Annotated in this window: 18 protein-coding genes, 1 rRNA gene and 1 pseudogene (1 of these 20 cut by a window edge); 17 read left to right on the top strand and 3 right to left on the bottom strand. The window is 48.2% G+C overall.

The features are described from left to right. The 5 genes and pseudogenes from ACUUHJ_RS27035 to ACUUHJ_RS27015 all read left to right on the top strand — a co-directional run. Positions 1-233 (top strand): 23S ribosomal RNA (locus ACUUHJ_RS27035) (it extends 2,696 nt beyond the left edge of the window). Between the two features lie 152 nt (positions 234-385). Beyond that, positions 386-1,054: an MBL fold metallo-hydrolase gene (locus tag ACUUHJ_RS27030; RefSeq protein WP_472300490.1), complete on the top strand. Its 669-nt coding sequence runs from the start codon at positions 386-388 to the stop codon at positions 1,052-1,054. Positions 1,055-1,305: 251 nt separating this feature from the next. Next, positions 1,306-1,678: pseudogene (locus tag ACUUHJ_RS27025) on the top strand (DoxX family protein). Between the two features lie 66 nt (positions 1,679-1,744). Beyond that, positions 1,745-2,074 (top strand): ArsR/SmtB family transcription factor, encoded by a 330-nt coding sequence (locus tag ACUUHJ_RS27020; protein WP_289674616.1) that lies wholly within the window; start codon positions 1,745-1,747, stop codon positions 2,072-2,074. Next, positions 2,071-2,493 (top strand): SRPBCC family protein, encoded by a 423-nt coding sequence (locus tag ACUUHJ_RS27015; protein ID WP_472300489.1) that lies wholly within the window; start codon positions 2,071-2,073, stop codon positions 2,491-2,493. Before ACUUHJ_RS27020 ends, ACUUHJ_RS27015 begins: the two co-directional genes overlap by 4 nt. Positions 2,494-2,565: 72 nt before the next feature. Here the strand turns inward: ACUUHJ_RS27015 and ACUUHJ_RS27010 are convergent, their stop codons facing one another. Then, positions 2,566-3,843, bottom strand: coding sequence for an erythromycin esterase family protein (locus tag ACUUHJ_RS27010; protein WP_472300488.1), 1,278 nt, complete (start codon positions 3,841-3,843; stop codon positions 2,566-2,568). Positions 3,844-4,018: 175 nt separating this feature from the next. Beyond that, positions 4,019-4,597 (bottom strand): GNAT family N-acetyltransferase, encoded by a 579-nt coding sequence (locus tag ACUUHJ_RS27005; protein ID WP_173606526.1) that lies wholly within the window; start codon positions 4,595-4,597, stop codon positions 4,019-4,021. 116 nt (positions 4,598-4,713) lie between these two features. Between ACUUHJ_RS27005 and pdxR (ACUUHJ_RS27000) the strand changes: the two genes are divergently transcribed. From pdxR (ACUUHJ_RS27000) to ACUUHJ_RS26965, 8 genes are all read left to right on the top strand, one after another. Then, on the top strand, positions 4,714-6,135 hold the full coding sequence (gene pdxR, locus ACUUHJ_RS27000; protein ID WP_472300487.1) for a MocR-like pyridoxine biosynthesis transcription factor PdxR: 1,422 nt from the start codon (positions 4,714-4,716) through the stop codon (positions 6,133-6,135). 90 nt (positions 6,136-6,225) lie between these two features. Next, positions 6,226-6,795: a TetR/AcrR family transcriptional regulator gene (locus ACUUHJ_RS26995; protein ID WP_472300485.1), complete on the top strand. Its 570-nt coding sequence runs from the start codon at positions 6,226-6,228 to the stop codon at positions 6,793-6,795. A gap of 14 nt (positions 6,796-6,809) precedes the next feature. Further along, positions 6,810-7,172, top strand: a complete 363-nt coding sequence (locus ACUUHJ_RS26990; RefSeq protein ID WP_015893270.1) for a DMT family transporter — start codon at positions 6,810-6,812, stop codon at positions 7,170-7,172. Further along, entirely contained in the window at positions 7,169-7,591 is a 423-nt protein-coding gene (locus ACUUHJ_RS26985; protein ID WP_016741427.1) for a YvaD family protein, read from the top strand. The genes ACUUHJ_RS26990 and ACUUHJ_RS26985 overlap by 4 nt, the downstream gene beginning before the upstream one ends. Before the next feature lie 214 nt (positions 7,592-7,805). Beyond that, positions 7,806-8,636 (top strand): MIP/aquaporin family protein, encoded by an 831-nt coding sequence (locus ACUUHJ_RS26980; protein ID WP_289674612.1) that lies wholly within the window; start codon positions 7,806-7,808, stop codon positions 8,634-8,636. Positions 8,637-8,690: 54 nt separating this feature from the next. Next, positions 8,691-10,190 (top strand): glycerol kinase GlpK, encoded by a 1,500-nt coding sequence (gene glpK / locus ACUUHJ_RS26975; RefSeq protein ID WP_472300484.1) that lies wholly within the window; start codon positions 8,691-8,693, stop codon positions 10,188-10,190. A 147-nt stretch (positions 10,191-10,337) separates the two neighbouring features. Further along, positions 10,338-12,008: a glycerol-3-phosphate dehydrogenase/oxidase gene (locus ACUUHJ_RS26970; RefSeq protein WP_472300483.1), complete on the top strand. Its 1,671-nt coding sequence runs from the start codon at positions 10,338-10,340 to the stop codon at positions 12,006-12,008. Positions 12,009-12,021: 13 nt separating this feature from the next. Next, positions 12,022-12,576, top strand: coding sequence for a glycerol-3-phosphate responsive antiterminator (locus ACUUHJ_RS26965; RefSeq protein WP_016741431.1), 555 nt, complete (start codon positions 12,022-12,024; stop codon positions 12,574-12,576). 521 nt (positions 12,577-13,097) lie between these two features. Here ACUUHJ_RS26965 and pdxR (ACUUHJ_RS26960) read toward each other — a convergent pair. Then, positions 13,098-14,531 carry a MocR-like pyridoxine biosynthesis transcription factor PdxR gene (gene pdxR, locus ACUUHJ_RS26960; RefSeq protein ID WP_289674610.1) on the bottom strand — a complete coding sequence of 478 codons (1,434 nt, stop codon included), beginning with the start codon at positions 14,529-14,531 and terminating at the stop codon, positions 13,098-13,100. A gap of 127 nt (positions 14,532-14,658) precedes the next feature. Here pdxR (ACUUHJ_RS26960) and ACUUHJ_RS26955 point away from each other — a divergent pair, with 127 nt between their 5' ends. The 4 genes from ACUUHJ_RS26955 (at position 14,659) to ACUUHJ_RS26940 (ending at position 20,111) form a co-directional block, all read left to right on the top strand. Beyond that, positions 14,659-15,624, top strand: coding sequence for a proline dehydrogenase family protein (locus ACUUHJ_RS26955; RefSeq protein WP_472300482.1), 966 nt, complete (start codon positions 14,659-14,661; stop codon positions 15,622-15,624). Between the two features lie 331 nt (positions 15,625-15,955). After that, a complete protein-coding gene (locus ACUUHJ_RS26950; protein ID WP_289674608.1) occupies positions 15,956-18,331 on the top strand; it encodes a DUF7408 domain-containing protein in 2,376 nt (791 codons plus the stop codon). Continuing rightward, positions 18,328-19,254 (top strand): ABC transporter ATP-binding protein, encoded by a 927-nt coding sequence (locus ACUUHJ_RS26945; protein ID WP_087351382.1) that lies wholly within the window; start codon positions 18,328-18,330, stop codon positions 19,252-19,254. Before ACUUHJ_RS26950 ends, ACUUHJ_RS26945 begins: the two co-directional genes overlap by 4 nt. After that, positions 19,251-20,111 (top strand): ABC transporter permease, encoded by an 861-nt coding sequence (locus ACUUHJ_RS26940; protein ID WP_289674606.1) that lies wholly within the window; start codon positions 19,251-19,253, stop codon positions 20,109-20,111. The genes ACUUHJ_RS26945 and ACUUHJ_RS26940 overlap by 4 nt, the downstream gene beginning before the upstream one ends. Position 20,112 lies beyond the last annotated feature (1 nt).

Raw genomic sequence — 20,112 nt, 5'->3', positions numbered from 1 at the left:
CGGGATGGACGCACCGCTGGTGCACCAGTTGTCACGCCAGTGGCACAGCTGGGTAGCTATGTGCGGACGGGATAAGCGCTGAAAGCATCTAAGCGTGAAGCCCCCTCCAAGATGAGACTTCCCACAGCGCAAGCTGGTAAGACCCCTCATAGACGATGAGGTTGATAGGTTCGGTGTGGAAGCGCGGTAACGCGTGGAGCTGACGAATACTAATCGGTCGAGGACTTATCCACACACTTAGCAACTGATCATGCAGATCCAGTTTTGAATGAATGAAGAAGCCATTCCTTTAAGGAATGGTTTTTTTTATGCAATGTTGACAACAACGAAACCAACATAATAATATAACCTTACGTAAAAATTTAATTTTACGGAGGGCTGATTGATGGAAATTTCAAAGGGAGTCGAAATGCTTCATCTGGATTTTCAAGGGAATATCATTCATCCCATTCTGTTGTGGGATCAAGACATGGCTGTTTTAATAGACACCGGATTCCCTGGACAAATGGAAGATTTACGCGTAGCCATGGAAAAGACAGGGGTGCCGTTCGACATACTAAAAGCTGTGATTTTGACGCATCAGGATGTGGATCACATCGGCAGTCTCCCAGAGATTTTGCAGGAGGGCGGGGATCAGGTTCACGTTTATGCACACGAACTGGATAAGCCGTATATTCAGGGGGAAATCCCACTTTTAAAAGACGGACACGTTGAGAATCCACCGAAGGGCAGAGTGGATCATACCGTGAGTGACGGTCAGGAACTGCCGTTTTGCGGTGGGATTCGCGTCATCCATACTCCTGGGCACACTCCTGGTCATATCAGCCTGTATCTAAAGCAAAGCAAGATCCTCATTGCCGGGGACTCGATGTACAGTGTAAACGGGTTTCTCGAAGGCATTCATGCCCCGACCACACCAGATATGAATGCAGCTAGACTCTCGTTGAAAAAGTATGTAGACTTCGACATTGCATCTGTGGTTTGTTACCACGGTGGACTAAGCAATGGAAATGTGAAGGATAGGATCGTAGAACTTAGTCAGGGGTTAAGTTAACAGGCAGTTATTCAGATTCGAGTGATAATCATCAAGCTTCGGCATGAACGCGCCGAGGCTTTTTAGCATGTAGTCAAGGGACAATACACTGATTTTTCCAGTCACGCTAAAGTAAAGGACTTTGTTGACAGGACACCAAAAGGTGTCGTATTATCAATGTGACACTAATTGGTGTCCAATCAGGAATTAGTCATTTAGAAAGTTTCGGACATGAATAAGTTTCACTTGAAACCATGATGAGGGGGAAACGAATGGGTCAAATTAACGGTGCAGAAACAATCGCGAAAGCCGAAACCAAGCCCCAAGGAAAAATGATTGCTTATTGGTCAGTCACATTACTACTCGTAGTAGCTCTTTTGTTAAGTGGTATTGGTCAGCTGATGCAATTTGGGGGAAACATCGAGTTAGTGACGAATCTTGGTTACCCGCTATACATTTTGACCATTCTCGGGATTTGGAAAGTGCTTGGAGCCATTGCTCTCGTCATCCCGGGTTTCCCTCGGCTTAAAGAATGGGTTCACGCTGGTATCTTCTTTTTAATGACTGGTGCGGCTTTATCTCACGCACATACGCTGCGCTAAATATCGTCTCGTGGGCGCTGGTCCGATGAGCCGTAAACTTTAGGGAGGTTGCAGAAATTAATAGCTGTCCCCACCATCCTACAGAAGATCAGATTTTGGAGGGAGTGTTGTGAGCGAGAACAACCTGTCACGGGATGTGTTTGATGCGATTGCAGATCCAACCAGGCGTCGACTGATTCGCCTGTTAGCAGAGGCAGAGGAGATGCCGCTTCATGAATTAACGGCACAGTTTCAAATGGGGCGTACAGCGGTATCCAAGCATTTGACAATCTTGAAAGAGGCCGGACTGGTACTTGACCGAAAAGTAGGCAGAGAAACGCGATTTAGGCTAAACGCCGCCCCACTTAGAGAAATTCAAGATTGGTTAGCTTTCTATACGCAGTTCTGGAGTACGAATATGTTGCGCTTAAACCAATTTTTAGAGGAGGAAGAAGAATGAGTTTAACATTATCCCTGGATTTTCAGTACAAGACATCGATGGAGAAGCTCTGGTCCGCTTTAACCGATGCAAACAAGCTTACCAAGTGGATGGTCAACGTCCACACCGGACAGGCGATGGAAAATGATTTTAAACCCGTCATCGGACACCACTTTCAGTTTCGGACTCAGCCAACCGAATATTGGGATGGAATTGTTAGCGGTGAAGTGCTAATCGTGGAAGAACCACACCGGTTGTCCTATACTTGGTGCAGTGGGGGAGAGAAGCACACGGTCACCTGGACGTTGCAGGATTTAGGGAACGGAAAGATTAACCTTCATCTTGAACAAACCGGAATCTCAAATGCTCAAGCACTGGGTGGAGCCAAGTATGGCTGGAGCAATTGGTGCGGCGAGCTTGAAAAGGTATTGGAGCAATAATCGCATACCCTCAAAAAACGGCAGCCAGTTTCATTGGCTGCCGTAATTTTTAACCAGGAAAATGTCCACCCGTTAATCCGTTATCATAACCGAAGGAGTAGCCGTTCGCACGAAGATGATTGCATCAAAAGCCTTTACTGGAACCATCTGCAACGTATACATCTTCTCCATTTTTCCATACCAGCTACTAAAAACATCACCAATTGCACTGATGGACTGCGCTTTATTCAGATAGGTGTAAAAATCCTGATGCTGCTGTGCCTTGCCAAAATCAAGGAATCCATCCGCCATGCCTGTCTGTGCAAACAAAACAGCTAGCCGATCTTTGCCACTATTTATTACAGTAAATGCTTTGCGCTCATTGGTAGTGGCGTCCTTTGCGAGGAAGGTGCTTTCGTAGAATTCACTTCCGATTGCGTAATAGTGGTCCCCCAAGGCTTTTGCGAGATGTGCCCCCATGCAGGTTGTCAGTCCTGCGGAAGTGGAGGTCTTTTCAATGTGTCCATTATGTCCGGCGATGAACAGGTTATTGCGACCGTAATGTTTCTTTTCAAAGGATAGAATCCACATCACTTTGTCCGCCATATAGTGATCACGGGTGTTGCCATAGTTCGTGTTTGTTCCGCGCAGTGTAGCGTTTTGCTTGATGGATTCTGCGAAGGCAGTAGCCAGCTCATATTCTTTCACAGAGCTTTTCGCGATGTAGGCGGATTGGTTTTGTTTCATCTGCTCCATCAAGCTTTTTATGTGGGTGAGCGCTTCTTGTACGAGGGCGATCTTTTGATCGTACACCGTCTGATCATTCAGATTCGTAAGCAGCTTCTCATACTTGGTTGCGAGTGTCGGATCAACTTTTTTCAAATAGGCGAATAGCCCGCTTTTGTTATGGTCATAACGTTGCATGTCAAATCCATAGAAATGAATTTGATCTTTGGCATCCCGTTGCTCATTAAAGGTGCGCATCCAAGAGAGAAGGGCGGCCATTTCTTCTGTATGGTAAATCGTAAATCCAATGGCTTTTGCGGCATCCTTCGCAGTTCCGCTGCCACCTAAGATGTATTCATTGACCTTTTGTCCACCGCCAAAATCACCTTCGATGGCAAATACGCGATAACCTTGTTTTTCTACCAAATGCTTAAAAATATCTAACTTCAGCGTAGTGAATTGCTTATTGCCATGTGTAGCTTCTCCAAACCCGATGATGGTTTTTGCGGGAAGTTCCATTTTTGAAACAGGGACAAGTGTAGATTGCAAGGACTGCTGCAAGGTGTTAGCTGATGCAGATTGGAAACCCGTCAATACACTCAGCACGATGAACAAGCTTAGGGTGATCAGGAGTTTTCTTTTCATATCAATCTCTCTTTCTTGAAGGGATTACTGTGAAACAAGTGGATTTTCTTACCATTTACATAATTATACTCCTTCTTGATCTTATTTACCTACAGTGAATTCTATTCTGTGGAGTCCCAGCCAACATGTAAAAACGCACCTGTGTTGGATGATCTCCCGGTGCGTTTTCCATTTGCTATTTCAAATACTTCGCCCGATACTCATCTGCCAGCATGGACATGAGAATGGAGTCGTGATAGGCATGGTTGTAATAAAGCGCTTGTCGCTGTACGCCTTCCCGTTGAAAGCCGAGCTTTTCATACGTGTGGATGGCGCGTTCGTTAAAGGCGAATACATTTAGCTCGATGCGGTGCAGATTGAGGATGCCAAAACCATAATCGAGCATCAGCAGAAGGGCTTCGCTTCCGTAGCCTTTGCCTTGATAGGCATTTTGATCAATAGAAATTCGGATAAAGGCGTTGCGATTATTCCGATCGATATCCCCGATTTGGACGTCGCCAATTACCTGATCATTTTCACACAGACAGATCAATAAGAGGACACTGGAGGAGTCTTGGCCTTTGTTTTCTATGTACTGGTGGATTTGCTCGCGTGTGAAATGTTTTTGTGTACCAGTTAGCATACGCGTTTCCTTGCTGAACAAGGAGCGGAAGTATAATTCAGTATCTTCCGTGCCAATTGGTCGCAAAAAGACACGTTCTCCTTCCAAAAAGCGAACCGCTGCACTTGCATTCTCGTGGGGTGTCATAGACATAATCGTTGTCCTCCTGTTCGTTCAAAACTTCTTTTTCTTAGGATAACGAACAGGTGTATACTTGAAAATGTGCAGTTTTATAAAAATGAAAAGGACAGATGGAAGGGGAAATCGAGATGCTCTTGACCCCAAATTGGCAGGAAAACGACAATGATCCGCAATACGTACAGCTATATGCCTATTTGAAAAAGGAGATCGTTGCAGGACGCTTGGCGGTGAGTAGCAAGCTGCCATCCGTTCGAAAGCTGGCTGACCTGCTGGGCTTGAGCACGACACCTGTGGAAATGGCATACCAGCAGCTGTTGGCGGAAGGTTTTATCCAGAGCAAACCGCGCAGTGGGTACTTTGTGGAGATATTGCCTGATCCAGAGGTGAAGCCAGGTGCTGATCCGAGCATACGAACCATCAAGCGGCCCATACTGCGTGACGAGCGGGAATACGTCTATGACTTTCATCTCTCCCGCAATGATTTTTCGTTATTTCCAACCATGATTTGGCGGCGTTTGTACAATGAGACACTTCACATAGAGCAGCAGGAGAATCTTTTTTATGGAGATCCGCAAGGGGAGGCTGGACTTAGGAGCCAAATCGCTGACTACTTGCGCAGGTACAGGGGCGTTGCTTGTTCACCGAGTCAAGTGGTGATTGGGGCGGACCAATTTGGCTTGCTGTCCTTGATCTGTTTGATGGTAAAGCCGCAGTTCCAACGCATCGGCGTAGAAAATCCGGGGTATTTGCTGTTCGCCAATACGTTTCGCCAGCATGGTTACGACGTGGTGCCGATCTCACTGACAGAGGATGGAATTAATGTCAGGGAGCTATATGAGTCGGAGGTTCGGTTGGCTGCCGTTTCTTCAGCTAATCAATACCCACGTGGGATGATCATGCCTATATCCAGGCGACTGCAATTGCTCGAATGGGCCAAAAGCGTGGGAGGGTACATCATCGAAGACGATTATGACGGAGAGTTTCGCTACCATGGCAGACCGATTCCGTCTATGCAAGGCTTGCTTCCGCATGCGAATGTCATATATATGGGGAGCTTTGCGCAGGTATTGGCGCCTGCACTAGGCATTTGGTACATGGTCTTGCCAGAATCTCTGCTGGATACGTACTACAATCTGCTGCGCGAGACATTGCTGGAACCATCCTCATCCCGACTGCATCAGCGGACGATGGAAGCCTTTATGGAAAAAGGATACTTCGAAAAGCATGTCCGTAAAATGCGCAAGCTGTACCGTAAAAAGCATGATGCGCTGCTAGTGGCTGTGCACAAGCATTTTGGCGAAAGAGCGACAGTCATCGGATCGGATGCAGGCTTTCACGTCTTACTGAGGGTAAACAGCGAGCGAAGCGAGGAGGAGTTGAAAAAGCTGGCGATTCAGGCAGGTGTGAGAGCCTCGTCCGCATCGTTTACATGGCTGGTGCCACCCAACCCCTTGCCAAAAGAGTTTTTTCTCGGCTTCGCGGGCATTCCTTTGGAAAAAATCGATTCTGGTATCGAGGCACTGAGCCAAGCGTGGTTTGGCGATTGTTGACAAGTCATGCGTATGCCGTTATGCTAAGAGTACCTTTTGGAAAATATGAAAAACAAAATATTTTCCTTGTTTTCGAAAGGGGGCAAGAGCATGCAGGAGCGTATCCTACAATGCGCCTATCATGAGATTGAGACCAAGGGCGTCCGTTTTACGATGTCCGATTTAGCTCGGCGAGCAGGCGTTAGCACCAAGACGTTGTATGCGAGCTTTCCATCGAAAGAAGCCTTGATTACTAAGGTCATTGAAGAAAACATTGAGGATTTGCGTAAAGCGGAAGATCAGATTTTGCACGATCCTGACCTCGATTTGGTAGAGAAGATGCGGCAGCTCCTGACACTGGTCCCGAACAACTTCTCACGAACGGATCTGCGCGTGTGGTATGAGCTGAAGCGCTACTATCCCGAGCAATGGAAGCTGATCGACGAGTTCAATCAACAGGAGTGGGAGCATGTTCGAATCATTCTGGAGCAAGGGGTAGAGGAAGGCGTGTTTCGTCGTATCCAGCTTCCGATCTTGATCCAGATGTATACCGGAACGCTCAACCAGCTAATTGATCAACAGTTAGCGAACCAGCATCAAGTGACGATTGGCGAAGCGCTGGATGCCGTCATCGATATTTTACTAGGCGGCATCGTAGATTCTTCGTCTTCAAACAAGTAAGTGGGAGGAACATAATGAGTTGGGTCTATCTATTAATGGCCATTTTACTAGAGGTGGCTGGAACAACATCCATGAAGCTGTCTGACGGCCTGAGCAAGCCTGTCCCCAGTGTGATGATGTTTATCTTTTATATTTTGTGCTTCTCGTCGCTGAGCCTGGCGCTCAAGGAAATGGAGGTCGGGACTGCGTATGCCATCTGGTCGGGTCTTGGCACAGCAATCATCGCGGTCATTGGTGTGGTGATCTTTAAGGATGCCTTCACTGTCAAAAAAGTAATTGCTGTCGGACTGATCATCGTGGGTTGTGTGCTGTTGAATCTGGGAGACACTTCTCATGCGCAACCTTCCAAAGATACAGGGGTAGCTGAGGCGAAATGAGTGAGAAAAATGTGAGGACCATGCTCGTGTTCTTTTGGGTCACCGATGTGGCTTTTGTCGCATACTGGCTCATTACATTTTTGGAGCTTCTCCCCGTGGAATATTTGTATCAGGATTACTACAACCCCCATTTGCTTGCATGGAACCTGTCCTTTTTTCCATTGGATATCTTCATTTCCATCACGGGCTTTGCCAGTCTGTACGCCTATCGCAGAGGACGGCACATCTGGAAGCCGCTCGCCATGCTGTCACTTGTTTTGACGTCCTGCTCGGGTTTGCAGGCAATCGCTTTTTGGGCGTTCAAGGCAGATTTTGATTGGTCCTGGTGGATTCCAAACCTGTACCTGCTGATTTACCCGTTATTCTTTTTGCCGGGCTTGATGCGAGAACTGGCAAAAGTGAAGGAAAGGGATTCTTGACAAGTTTTGAGCCGTGGCTATATAGTAAGTCTTAAGTTAATAGTGCTGTGGAGATTGGGAGATCAGCTAATATTTGCAAAGTGAGGGCATTTGCTCTTGCGTTGCGAGTATTAGCTTTTTTATTTTCTTGCCAGTCAAACCACACAGAAGTTGGCGAATTGTAAGCGCTTTACGGGAGTTGTTTTACAATTTTCCCAAAAGGGGAGGATGGGGCATGTCTATTTATGTAGGGGAATTGATCGGGACAATGATCTTGATCATTTTGGGGGCAGGTGTTTGCGCCGGACAGAACTTGAAAAAGGCATATTCCCAAAACGGCGGTTGGATTGTGATTACGCTGGGCTGGGGACTGGCAGTTGCGTGCGGAGCGTATGCAGTAGGAAGCATTAGCGGAGCGCACTTGAATCCGGCACTTACCATTGCACTGGCCAGCATCGGTCAATTTCCGTGGGAGCATGTGCCGGGCTATATAGCAGCTCAACTGATAGGGGCATTTATGGGCGCGACGTTTGTCTGGATCTTTTATTACCCGCATTGGCGTGAGACGAATGATGCAGGAGCCAAATTGGGGGTATTTGCAACAGGTCCAGCGATTCCTCATACAGTCGCCAATCTCTTCAGCGAAATTTTAGGTACGTTTTTCTTAGTGCTCGGTCTACTGGCGATCGGAGCGAATAAATTTGCAGAAGGACTCAATCCGTTTATCGTTGGCTTCCTGATTGTCGCAATCGGTTTGTCTCTTGGTGGTACTACCGGCTATGCGATCAATCCAGCCCGTGACCTTGGCCCTCGCCTCGCCCATGCTCTCTTGCCCATCCATGGCAAAGGAAAGTCCAACTGGCGCTACGCATGGATTCCTGTTGTTGGACCTGTCATTGGAGCTGTAAGTGGAGCGTTTTTTTACAAATGGACGTTTACAGACCATTCGCTGACAGGTGTAATAGCATTAGCGGCTTTCATGGTGATTGCCATCGTGGTCGGCATGACAACCAAAAAATCAATCGGCAGCAAGGAGCGAATCGCATCTGAAAGTGCGCACTCCTAGACATAATGGTAAGAATGAAGGCGATTCCAAATGAGTGAAGGAGGAACAGTTATCATGGAAAATAAATATATGCTTTCCCTCGATCAAGGAACCACGAGCTCTCGCGCTATTTTATTCGATAAATCAGGTGCCATTATCGGAGTTGCTCAGAAGGAGTTCACACAAATCTATCCGAAGCCGGGTTGGGTGGAGCACAATGCCGAGGAAATCTGGGAATCACAGTTGGAGGTTTTGAAAGCGGTTTTACTGGAGAATCATGTGAAACCGGAAGAAATCGCAGGAATCGGGATTACCAATCAGCGGGAAACCACTGTGGTATGGGATAAGCACACAGGAAAGCCGATCCACCATGCGATTGTATGGCAAAGCAGACAGTCCATCGATATTTGCAACCAGTTGAAAGAGCAGGGCTATGAGCAAACCGTTCGCGAAAAGACGGGATTGTTGATTGACGCCTATTTTTCTGGCACAAAGGTAAAATGGCTGCTCGATCATGTGGAGGGAGCACGGGAGCGAGCCGAGAAAGGCGACCTTTTGTTTGGAACCATTGATACGTGGCTGATTTGGAAGCTGACCAATGGTCTAGTGCATGTGACCGACTATTCCAATGCTTCGCGCACGTTGATGTTTAATATTCATTCCCTGGAGTGGGACGACGAGCTGTTGAACATGCTGCAAATTCCGAAAAGCATGCTGCCAGCTGTCCGTCCTTCCAGTGAAATGTACGGCTATACAGACGAGAAGCTCTTCGAATTCCAGATTCCGATTGCCGGGATTGCCGGAGACCAGCAGGCCGCTTTGTTTGGGCAGGCGTGCTTTGCGGAAGGGCAGGCCAAAAACACATACGGAACAGGTTGCTTCATGCTGATGAATACCGGAGAAAAGGCAGTTGCATCCAAAAACGGCTTGTTGACAACCATTGCCTGGGGAGTGGATGGCAAGGTAGAGTACGCTCTGGAAGGCAGTATTTTTGTTGCTGGTGCGGCGATTCAATGGCTGCGTGACGGACTCAAGCTGATCGAAAAATCCTCGGATTCGGAAAAACACGCACTCGCTGTTGACACCACAGATGGTGTTTATATGGTTCCAGCCTTTGTTGGACTGGGAGCACCGTATTGGGACATGGAAGCAAGAGGCGCGATCTTTGGCTTGACCCGTGGAACGACAGAAGACCATTTGATTCGGGCAGCGCTGGAGTCTTTGGCTTATCAGACACGGGATGTGCTTGAAGCGATGGAGGCTGATTCCGGTATCCGGCTGCAAAAGCTGGCGGTAGACGGTGGAGCCGTGGCGAATAACTTTTTGATGCAGTTCCAGTCCGACATCCTGAATACAGAGGTAGAGCGTCCGCGTGTGAATGAAACGACGGCGCTGGGAGCAGCTTACCTGGCAGGGCTTGCTGTCGGGTATTGGGGCAGTAAGGAAGATATTGTAAATAATAAAGTGGTGGAGCGCTCCTTCTCACCAGATATGGCAGACGAAGTGCGCCAGGGGCTGTACGCAGGTTGGAAGCAAGCGGTTACGGCAACGATGGGTTACAAGATTAGGCATTGATTTTTGCGTAAAAGAGGTCTAAAGTTAAAGATAAGTTAATCATGCTGTGGAGACTACGGAGACAGCCAGTATCAGAAGAGCAATGACATTGCATTGCTTCTTTTGGATATTGGCTGTCTTTTTCTTTTAGAAAGGATGAGAAGAACGATGAACGATCAACATGCACTATCATCAAGTCAACGCCAGGCTTGTCTGGATAAAATGGCAAACAAACAACTCGATCTTTTGGTAATTGGCGGTGGGGTGACGGGAGCAGGTATTGCCCTCGACGCAGCCGCGAGAGGTCTTAGCGTTGGACTCGTGGAAAAACAGGACTTCGCTGCGGGCACCAGCAGTCGCTCTACCAAGCTCGTTCATGGAGGATTGCGCTATTTGAAGCAGGGCGATGTACAGCTGGTGCGGGAAGTAGGCCGGGAGCGAGCTATTTTGTATCGCAATGCGCCACATATTGTCATCCCGGAAAAAATGATTTTGCCTATCGTGAAAAATGGCACCTATGGCAAGCTGGCAACCTCTGTTGGTTTGTATGTGTACGATGTGCTGGCTGGAGTCGAAAGAAAAGAACGACGCATTATGCTGAACAAACAGAAAACCGTGGAGGCAGAACCGCTTTTGCGCCGCGATATTCTCAAGGGCGGCGGGCTCTATTTCGAATATCGGACAGATGATGCTAGGCTTACCGTTGAAGTCATGAAAACAGCAAGCGCGCATGGAGCGCTCTGCGTGAACTATACGGAAGCCATTGGCTTTATTTATGAAAACGGCAAAGTCATCGGGATTCGCGTGAAGGATTTGCTTACGGGTACGGAGTACAATCTCCATGCCAAAAAAATCGTCAACGCAGCAGGACCTTGGGTGGATCAGCTTCGAGAAAAAGACCACTCCCTGTACGGCAAGCGCCTCCACCTGACAAAAGGTGTCCATCTGGTGGTGTCATATAACAGACTTCCATTGAAGCAGGCCGTTTATTTCGATGTATCCGATGGGCGCATGCTGTTTGCCATTCCGCGCAATAACAGTACGTATATCGGTACCACTGACACGAATTACAAAGGTGTGCTGGAGCGGCCAACGGTGACGAGAGAAGACATGGAGTATGTGTTGAATGCTGCGAACGAGATGTTCCCTTCTGTGAAGCTGACGGAACAGGATGTCAGCTCGAGCTGGGCAGGACTCAGACCGCTGATCCACGAAGATGGCAAGTCCCCATCCGAATTGTCACGTAAGGACGAGATTTTTTATTCCAAGAGCGGGCTGATTACGATCGCAGGCGGAAAATTGACGGGCTTCCGCAAGATGGCCGAGCGTATTGTCGATGTGGTGGTCAAGCAGTTGACCGAAGAAGAAGGCAGAGCATTTAAAGCTTGCCAGACAGACAAAATCGTCCTCGCTGGCGGAAAATTTGAATCTGCGGCCAAGATTCCTGTATTTGTGAAAGCACAGGCAGAGCGACTTCGCCAATGGGGAATCACCGAGGAACAAATCCGCGTTCTGGTTGGGAAATATGGAAGCAACAGTGAGCAAATCGTAACAATGTGCCAGGAGATTTTGACACAAAATGCTCAAAATGTATCACCAATCAAAGCCCTGTTGAAAGCAGAACTGCGCTACGCTGTAGAAGAAGAAATGGTCATGACCATGAGCGATTTTCTGATTCGTCGCAGTGGCAGACTATTCTTCGAGAGGGATACACTGGAGCCTGTGTATCGAATGGTGGGAGAAGAGCTCGCTCATGAGCTGCAATGGTCGGATGAGAGAAAAGAACATGAAATAAAAGCGTTTGAAGAGGAATATCATCTTGCGAAAACATTTCAATAGGGGTGATTCGTGATTGGCAAACCAGATCAATCAAGTCATACTTCCTGCAGCCCGGACATTAAAAGAATTTGATGAGCTCATGGAAAGCAGCTACGAGCGCATTATTTTGCTGAATGCTCATGTAGCGCAAGTAAAGCCACTGGGCAAACGGGCCAGAGCGTTTGGGAAAAAACTGCTGATCCATGCTGATCTCATAGACGGCTTGAAGTCTGATGAATATGCGATGGAGTTTCTTGCACAAGAAGCACAGCCCGAAGGAATCATCACCACACGGAACAGTGCCGTTCTTGCCGCCAAGAAAAAAGGACTCATTTCGATCCAACGACTTTTTCTCATTGATACGATGGCATTAGATAGCAGCCTAACCCAGCTGGAGAGAACCAAGCCGGATTACGTCGAGGTTTTGCCAGGAATCATTCCCCATCTGATTGAAGAAATCACTGTACGAACCAAGATTCCGGTTATCGCTGGAGGCTTTATTCGTACAATGGAAGATGTCGATCGCGCTATTCTTGCCGGTGCAACATCTGTAACCACTTCTCGCAGAGAGCTGTGGACGAAATCATAAGAGCCTATTAGGGTAGTCAAAAGCCGGTCATTCCTGTTCGTAGGAATACCGGTTTTTTTGTGTTTGTCCTACAAGAAAATAGGTAGATGACGATGATAGAGGAGGTAGGTAGATACCCTTTTATTTGGATAGCGGTCAGTAGTCTATGCGGATGAACGTCACCGTGCATATACACATATAGTCAGCAAAAATAAGAGGAAAGAAGGCGGTTGCGTGAACTTTCAAAGCTCTCAATGGCAATCCTCATATTCTTCGCGGGAAGGACATTCTTCTTATTATCCTTGGCAAAGAGATCGGGAACGTCCACCAGGATGGGATCGTGGAGGAGAATGGCAGAGACCTTACCGGAGTTGGGAGTTTGACCACAGACGGAGGTGCCCGGATCACTGTCGCTGGTGCCCTCCTGGCTGCTGCAGACGCTTTCGCTAACAGATAAGTAGTAGAACGAGAGCCAAATCTTGAGATGGAATCGAGAGATTTGGCTCTTCTTTTGGTGAATTGAGAAGGAAAGAGGGTGGAAATCATGGAGAATCTGCAAGCATTCTCGTTAAAACAGCCCTGATCCTCTCGACCCCTTCTTCGATCTGTGCCTCATTGGTATTGCCGTATCCGAGAATGATTTTATCTGTATGATTGCCTTTGACAATGGCGTGTTCCTCGACCGGGTAGACACGCACTCCGGCTTGCTCCAGCGCAGCCAGGACGTCAGGTGTGAAGTGAATCGTGGGAAAAGCAGCTACGATGTGCAGTCCAGCGGCCTCCCCCCAAATGCGAATACTATCACCAAAAGCCAGTTGAAGAGCATCAATCAAGCATTGACGGCGTTTTTTGTACAGCTTTTTTACGCGATTTACGTATTTCTCAAGATGCCCCTCCTCGATAAAAACCCCGAGGGCAAGCTGATCAATCGAAGGGGCGTGCAAATCGGATAGCCATTTTGCCTGCTGATAGGAAGCTACCAACGCTTTTGGCAGGACGAGGTATCCCTGACGCAGTCCGGGAGAAAGGATTTTGCTAAAGGAACCGATGTAGATAACACGCTCCGAGGCAAGGCCCTGAATGGAGCTGATAGGAGCAGTTTCGTAACGAAACTCGCTGTCGTAATCATCCTCGACAATGTAGCAGTCAGCTTCCCGTGCATAACGAATGAGTTGAAGTCTTCGCTGGATGGGCATGGTGCCGCCGAGCGGGAACTGATGAGAAGGCGTGACAAATACGAAGCGGGGGCGATGGGCAGACAATGACGGTAGCTGTTCCATATCCATCCCGTAGGTATCTGTCGGAACAGGCAGTAAACGAGCGCCTGTCCTGGTGAAAATACTTTGGATATCGTGCGTGATCGGGTCCTCGATGACTACGTGACTATCAGGACGCAGAAGCACATTGGCAATCAGGGTGAGCGCCTGAGTAGCCCCGGATGTCATAATGATTTGCTCGGGGTCGCATTGAACGCCGCGCGTTCGATACAAATAGCGACATAAAATCGTGCGCAGCTCCGTACGTCCCTCGGGACGATTATAGCCAAAGACTGACAGCGGTGCTTCCTGACAGACACGCTGGACAGTTTTGCCCCAGAGGTTGCGAGGAAAACGCTCCAGAGCAGGAACACCAGAACGAAAATCAATTAGCTTGCTCTCGTCTTCGTTGAAATGCTGGTCCACTTTCGGCAACCCAGCCCCAGCCTCTGTCATCCGGGCGTGCTGTTCCAAATAAATGCCTGAGGCAATGAAATACCCGGAGCCACGCCTGCTCTCGATGTAGCCCTCGGCTAGTAGCTGCTCGTACGCCTCTAGTACCACATTGCGAGAGAGGTGCAGTTCGCTTGCTACTTTTCGGGTAGATGGAAGCTTGAAGCCTGCTGTCAGTTCTCCGCTCAAAATCTTTGTGCGCAATTCAGAATAAATTTGTCTGATTAACGGAATCGGTTTCTCTCGGTCAATGGTTATCCAGAACAAGCCGTGTGAGCCTCCTTACGCAACTGGTCCTCTCGAAATTGTGGGAAACTGGACCTAATCCAAACAAGCGTACCATGGTAGGGTGATAGAAGAGAAGAGGTATGACACTGCCAAAGGAGAGAGAAGGATGACACCAGAAGAGAGAAGAACCGCAGAGATTTTGCGTACAATCGCCCGTGATGAACGAATCAAGGAAGCGGTCAGAACATCGCCCTTGCTATATCCGTTGCTTTTGATTGCTGCGAAACGTTATGTGACAGGCGAAACGCGAACGGATGCAATAAAAATAGCCCAACGCTTGGAGAAATTGGGCTACCGTCTATCAATGGAACACATTGGTGAAAATACGCTGGATTCGCAGATTGTACATGAAGCGCAGCGGGAGTTTCTTGCGCTAACTGCGGATTGCTCCCAACTACATACCCCAGTCGGAATATCCTTTGATCTGTCCCATCTCGGCTTGTTACTGGATAAAGAGCTGGCGTTTGCCCACGTAGAAGAGTTGGCGGAGCGGGCGAGACATAGCGGCCACTATTTGATGATCAGCATGGAGGAATCGGCGAAAACAGAGGCGATCATTAGCATGTATGAGCGCTTGGCACAGCGACATGAAAATGTGGGCATTACGATTCAAGCACATTTGCACCGCTCGCTGGATGATGTGAAACGGGTACTCGGACTCCCGGGGAAAATTCGTTTGGTTAAAGGCGCATTCAAGGAGCCGCAGGAAATCGCATTGGGGCGTTCAGTGGAGTTGAACGAACGATACCTGGAGCTGGCCGATATGTGTGTACGAGCTGGGCGTGAATGCTCACTCGCCACGCACGACCAAGCGATTGTAGACGAGCTAGACGGTCGAGACTATTTGCATCGACCGAATGTAGAGGTAGAGCTGTTATACGGGGTTCGCCCTGAGCTGGCTCATGCTTTGCGAGAAAAAGGGGTTCCAGTGCGCTTGTACCTCACTTATGGGACAGAGTGGTACTTGTACTTGTGTCATCGACTGGCGGAGCACCCCCCTCATATTCATCAGGCGATAGCCGATATGTTTGATACGGCTAGACTTCAGGATGTAGGGTATGGCATGTCATAGAAGGATTACGAAAAAACGTCAGAGCATGATCCTGACGTTTTTTCTATTTTTCATTATGTCTTGCCTGTGAGTCCCCGAGATCAAATTCATGCAAATCATCTCGCAAATTCCATGAAACCGTAGACATTTACATTTCACCACTCTTCCTTGTTCATGCCTTTTATGTTTCAAATATGATTTACCACAGTCTGTGAAAAATCCTTTCTCCCTTGTCGATTCATCGACTTCATTTTGAAAAAAATTGTAGCTATTTGTCTGGAAATAACGTCAATAACTGTATGAGTAGAAAAGATAGGAAGAAAAAAGAATGGTCCGTGGAGGTTTTGAACGAATGAAAACGGCACAGTGTAAGCGATGGCTCCTGGTCTTCTGTGCGTTCCTCCTGTTGGTAGCAGGTGTTCCTTTAGGATTAACGAGGACAGCCTTGGCAGAGGGAAACATTCAGCTAGGAGTAACAGTCGGAATTGAAGGGAAGTACAGGCAAACGGGGATGATTCCCGTTGTCGTCACGGTGAAAAATGGAGGGGCGGATATCGAAGGGGAGCTTTTTGTCGCCACTGGAGAACGGGTAGACAGTCGCTTCGCAGTTGCCAATTATCAGCCGGTTTCCATTGCAAGCGGAGTGACCAAGCAGGCAACGATTATCGTTCCTGGATCAGAGCTGCAAAGCAGTTCTTATGTGGCCTTGATGCAAGATAACAAAGTGATCGCGCAAACGCCAATAACAGGCAGTTCATACAGCGAAGATACGCTGATGATCGGTGTGTTGGCAGAAAACCCAGACACAGCTAACTTCCTTGGTGTACTGCCGAAAGGCTCTAATCATAACCCTGTCCAGCTCTTGACGATGAAGGCAGACAATATGCCAGTGACAGGTACGCAACTCCAGATGATGAATATGCTCGTCATCAATAATTTTGCATTGGATTCATTGAATGAACAGCAGATCAAAGCGATTCGGGATTGGACGAAATCTGGCGGGATGCTGATTTTAGCTGGAGGAGCACAGTACAAGAAATCCGGAGGCATTTTGGGTGATTTGTCACCAGTAGAAGTGACAGGAGTGACGAGTGTACAGGCACTTTCTAGTTTAAAAGTGGATAAGACCAATTCGATCGCACTGACATCCCCCTTTACTGTAAGCAATGGGACATTGAAGGCAGGGAAAGTTCTGTATAGCGAAGGAAATATTCCGCTGATGGCTGTACATAACGTGGGAGCGGGAAAAGTATTGTACGTGGCCTATGATTTGGCGGCGGAACCAGTAGCCAGTTGGGCAGGAAACAGCCGCTTTTGGGCAGATACATTAGTAAAGGCTTTTGGTTCTTCCATCAACGCTTCAAATAGGAGCATGATCGAAGACGTATGGCCGCTTAAGGATGCTGCTGATCGCGTCCCATCCTTGAAAATTCCGGAGGTTGGTTGGTTCGCAGTATTTTTCGGAATTTATGCCCTGGTTGTCGGGCCAGTTCTTTTCTATATTTTGCGGAGAGGCCGCAAGCAAAGCTACATGTGGGTGATCGTTCCTGCCATTTCGGTGGTGGCGGGAATCGGAATCTTCTCGATTGGTGCCATCCAGCGGGGTGTGGGTGTAAAGCTGCACCAGGTAGGTTATGTGGAGCTGCAAAACAACGGACAGGCGAATTCGGTGAGTGTTACCGCATTATTCGTACCGAGTAATGACGACTATCGTTTGACTTTAAAGGGAGAGGGCATGACCCAGCCTGTCATTGAAAGAAATTATACCGATCAAGTTCCGAAAACGTGGATTTCCATACAGCCAGATCAGACTCATATTGATTTCCGAGATGTAGAATTCTGGTCGATGCGCAAGGTTGCGACAGAGCAAACCTTATCAGACGTAGGAAACATAGAATCGAATCTGTCGTATGAGAACGGCGCACTAAAAGGAACTGTGACGAACCATACGAAGTACTCGCTGCGAGATGTGACGATCTCGACAGGTATAACGGTACAAGAGTTTCCGCAGTTGGCGGCTGGCAGCAGTATCGAAGTGAACTTGCCGTTTGCCTCTCAACATCAAGCAAGGCGGAACAAACATCGGATGAATATGGGGAATGCGCTGCCGCAGCACCTGCAATCGAATGGCTATGAAACAGAAACGCGTGAACAACTCATCGTGGAAATGCTGGATATGATGGACAGACGTAGCGGTCCGTCTGAAGTGGTAAAACTCGTGGGCTGGACCGATGAGCAAGTTGTTGAGGCTGTCGTACCAAACGAAAATACGGAGAACAGCAGCATTGCGATGGTTACTTCGACGCTGCATGTAAATCCATCCAAGGACGGACACATTTATTATCCGACGGGATCATTTGATGTGACGATGTCGGGCAGCTCTGTTCCGGTAGATGATTACGGCGATGGCTTTCGACTCCCTGCCGGGGATATTACGTTTGATATTAATCTGAATCAGGAAGGACAGGAGCTTACCATCAGCAATTTGTATCTATACACCTGGTCAGAGGACAATACGACATTTGAAAAAGAGGTGTACAACTGGAAGACAAAAGCTTTCGAACCATTTGAAAAAGCATTCATGAACAACGTCATGTCAAGTGACAAGACCGCTACTTATGTTTCGGGCGACGGCATTGTCCGTATCAAATTTGCCCACCAGTTTGAGGACGAACGCCACATTGGGGTTCCAAGTGTCAGTGTGGAAGGGAAGGTGAGCGAGAAGTGATCCAGATCCAAAATTTGCGCAAGCGCTACGGCAAAATGGAAGCGTTAAAAGGACTTTCGCTTGAAATTGACAAGGGTACCGTTTTTGGTTTCGTCGGTCCGAACGGGGCAGGAAAATCGACGACAATGTCCATTTTGGCGACTTTATTGGAGCCGACCAGTGGGAAAGCATACGTAGGCGGCTACGAAGTGACCAAGCATCCAAAGGAAGTGCGCAAGCTGATCGGCTACATGCCAGACTTTTTTGGTGTCTACGACAATTTGACAGCAGAAGAGTACCTTGATTTTTACGCTGCGAACTACGATATTCCGGCAGCCGAACGAAAACAAATCATTCCGCAGTTATTAGAGTTGGTGAATCTCACGCACAAGCGGGATGCCTACGTTGACTCGTTGTCGCGGGGGATGAAGCAGCGCCTCGGACTGGCCCGCTCGCTGGTTCACAATCCGGAAGTGCTCATTTTGGATGAACCGGCTTCTGGCTTGGACCCGCGTGCACGCATCGAGCTGCGGGAAATTTTGAAGGAACTGCGGGATATGGGCAAAACGATTATCATTAGCTCGCACATATTGCCTGAGCTGGCGGAGATGTGCGACGTCATCGGGATTGTGGAGGAAGGCAATCTGGTTGCCTTTGGACGAGTCGATGAGATTTACTCGAAAATGCAAGAGCAGCGGGTATTGCGCATTCGCCTCTTAGATCGGGTTGAGGAAGCAATGACGCGCCTGCGTGAAATGCCCGTCATTACCAGGGTGACACGTGAAGGGAACTGGGTCGTTGCAGGCTTTTCAGGCAATGACGAAGAACAGGTTGAGCTGCTGCGGGAGCTTGCGGTGTCAGGCTATCCTGTTGCCGCGTTTAATGAGGCAGTAGGTGATTTGGAAGAAATCTTCCTGGAAATTACGAAAGGGGTGGGCTCATGAGCGACTTGAGACGATTTCACAACCCTGTCTTGTTCAATGAATGGAAAATGCGGATGCGGACCAATCGGTCACCGTGGATCATCCTGTTATATTTGCTCGTTTTGGGTGCAATGACGCTCACGATAATTTTCTTTATGACAAACGGTGGCAGTTATTACAACCCGAATGATACACGCGAGCTGTTCATGATGCTGTCTGTGTTTCAGCTCGGGATGATCGGCTTCGTCGTGCCGGGACTGACGGCAGGTGTGATTTCCGGTGAACGCGAACGCCAGACGTTGAGTGTGCTGTTGACCACGAATGTCAGCGCCACACGATTGATTTTAGGCAAATGGCTGGCATCACTCAGCTTCATGACCTTTCTAGTCATTGCGACCATCCCGCTCTATGCCATCGTCTTTTTGTATGGGGGAATTTCACCTGCACAAGTAATCAAGGTGTTTGGCTTTTACATCATTACGATGTTCGGTATCGGCAGCATTGGTGTGCTCATGTCCACGCTGATCAAACGGACTGGTATCTCTACGGTTGTTACTTATGCCGTGGTGTTCGGATCTGCGATCGGGTCGAGCATACTGGCGGAAATTATCAAAGAGTTCATTCGGTACCAGCGTCGGTCCGGTAACATGTCATCCGCGACTATGCCAGACTGGCCCAATCTCATGCATAATTTTAACCCATTGTTTGCGATGTTGAACATTTTTGAAGAAGGGCCGCAGATCAGGATTGGGAATGTGGACCCGTACGCAGTTTACTGTCTGTTTTTCGGGGCCATTACATTGTTCTGCCTGTTACTCTCCATTTATCTCATTCAGCCAGTGAAACCGAGATTGCGCAAAGTAAAAGAGGAGCAATAAG

Source organism: Brevibacillus schisleri, assembly GCF_055685845.1.
Note: the sequence above shows the minus strand (reverse complement) of the source record. Positions and strands in the feature narration are given on the sequence as shown.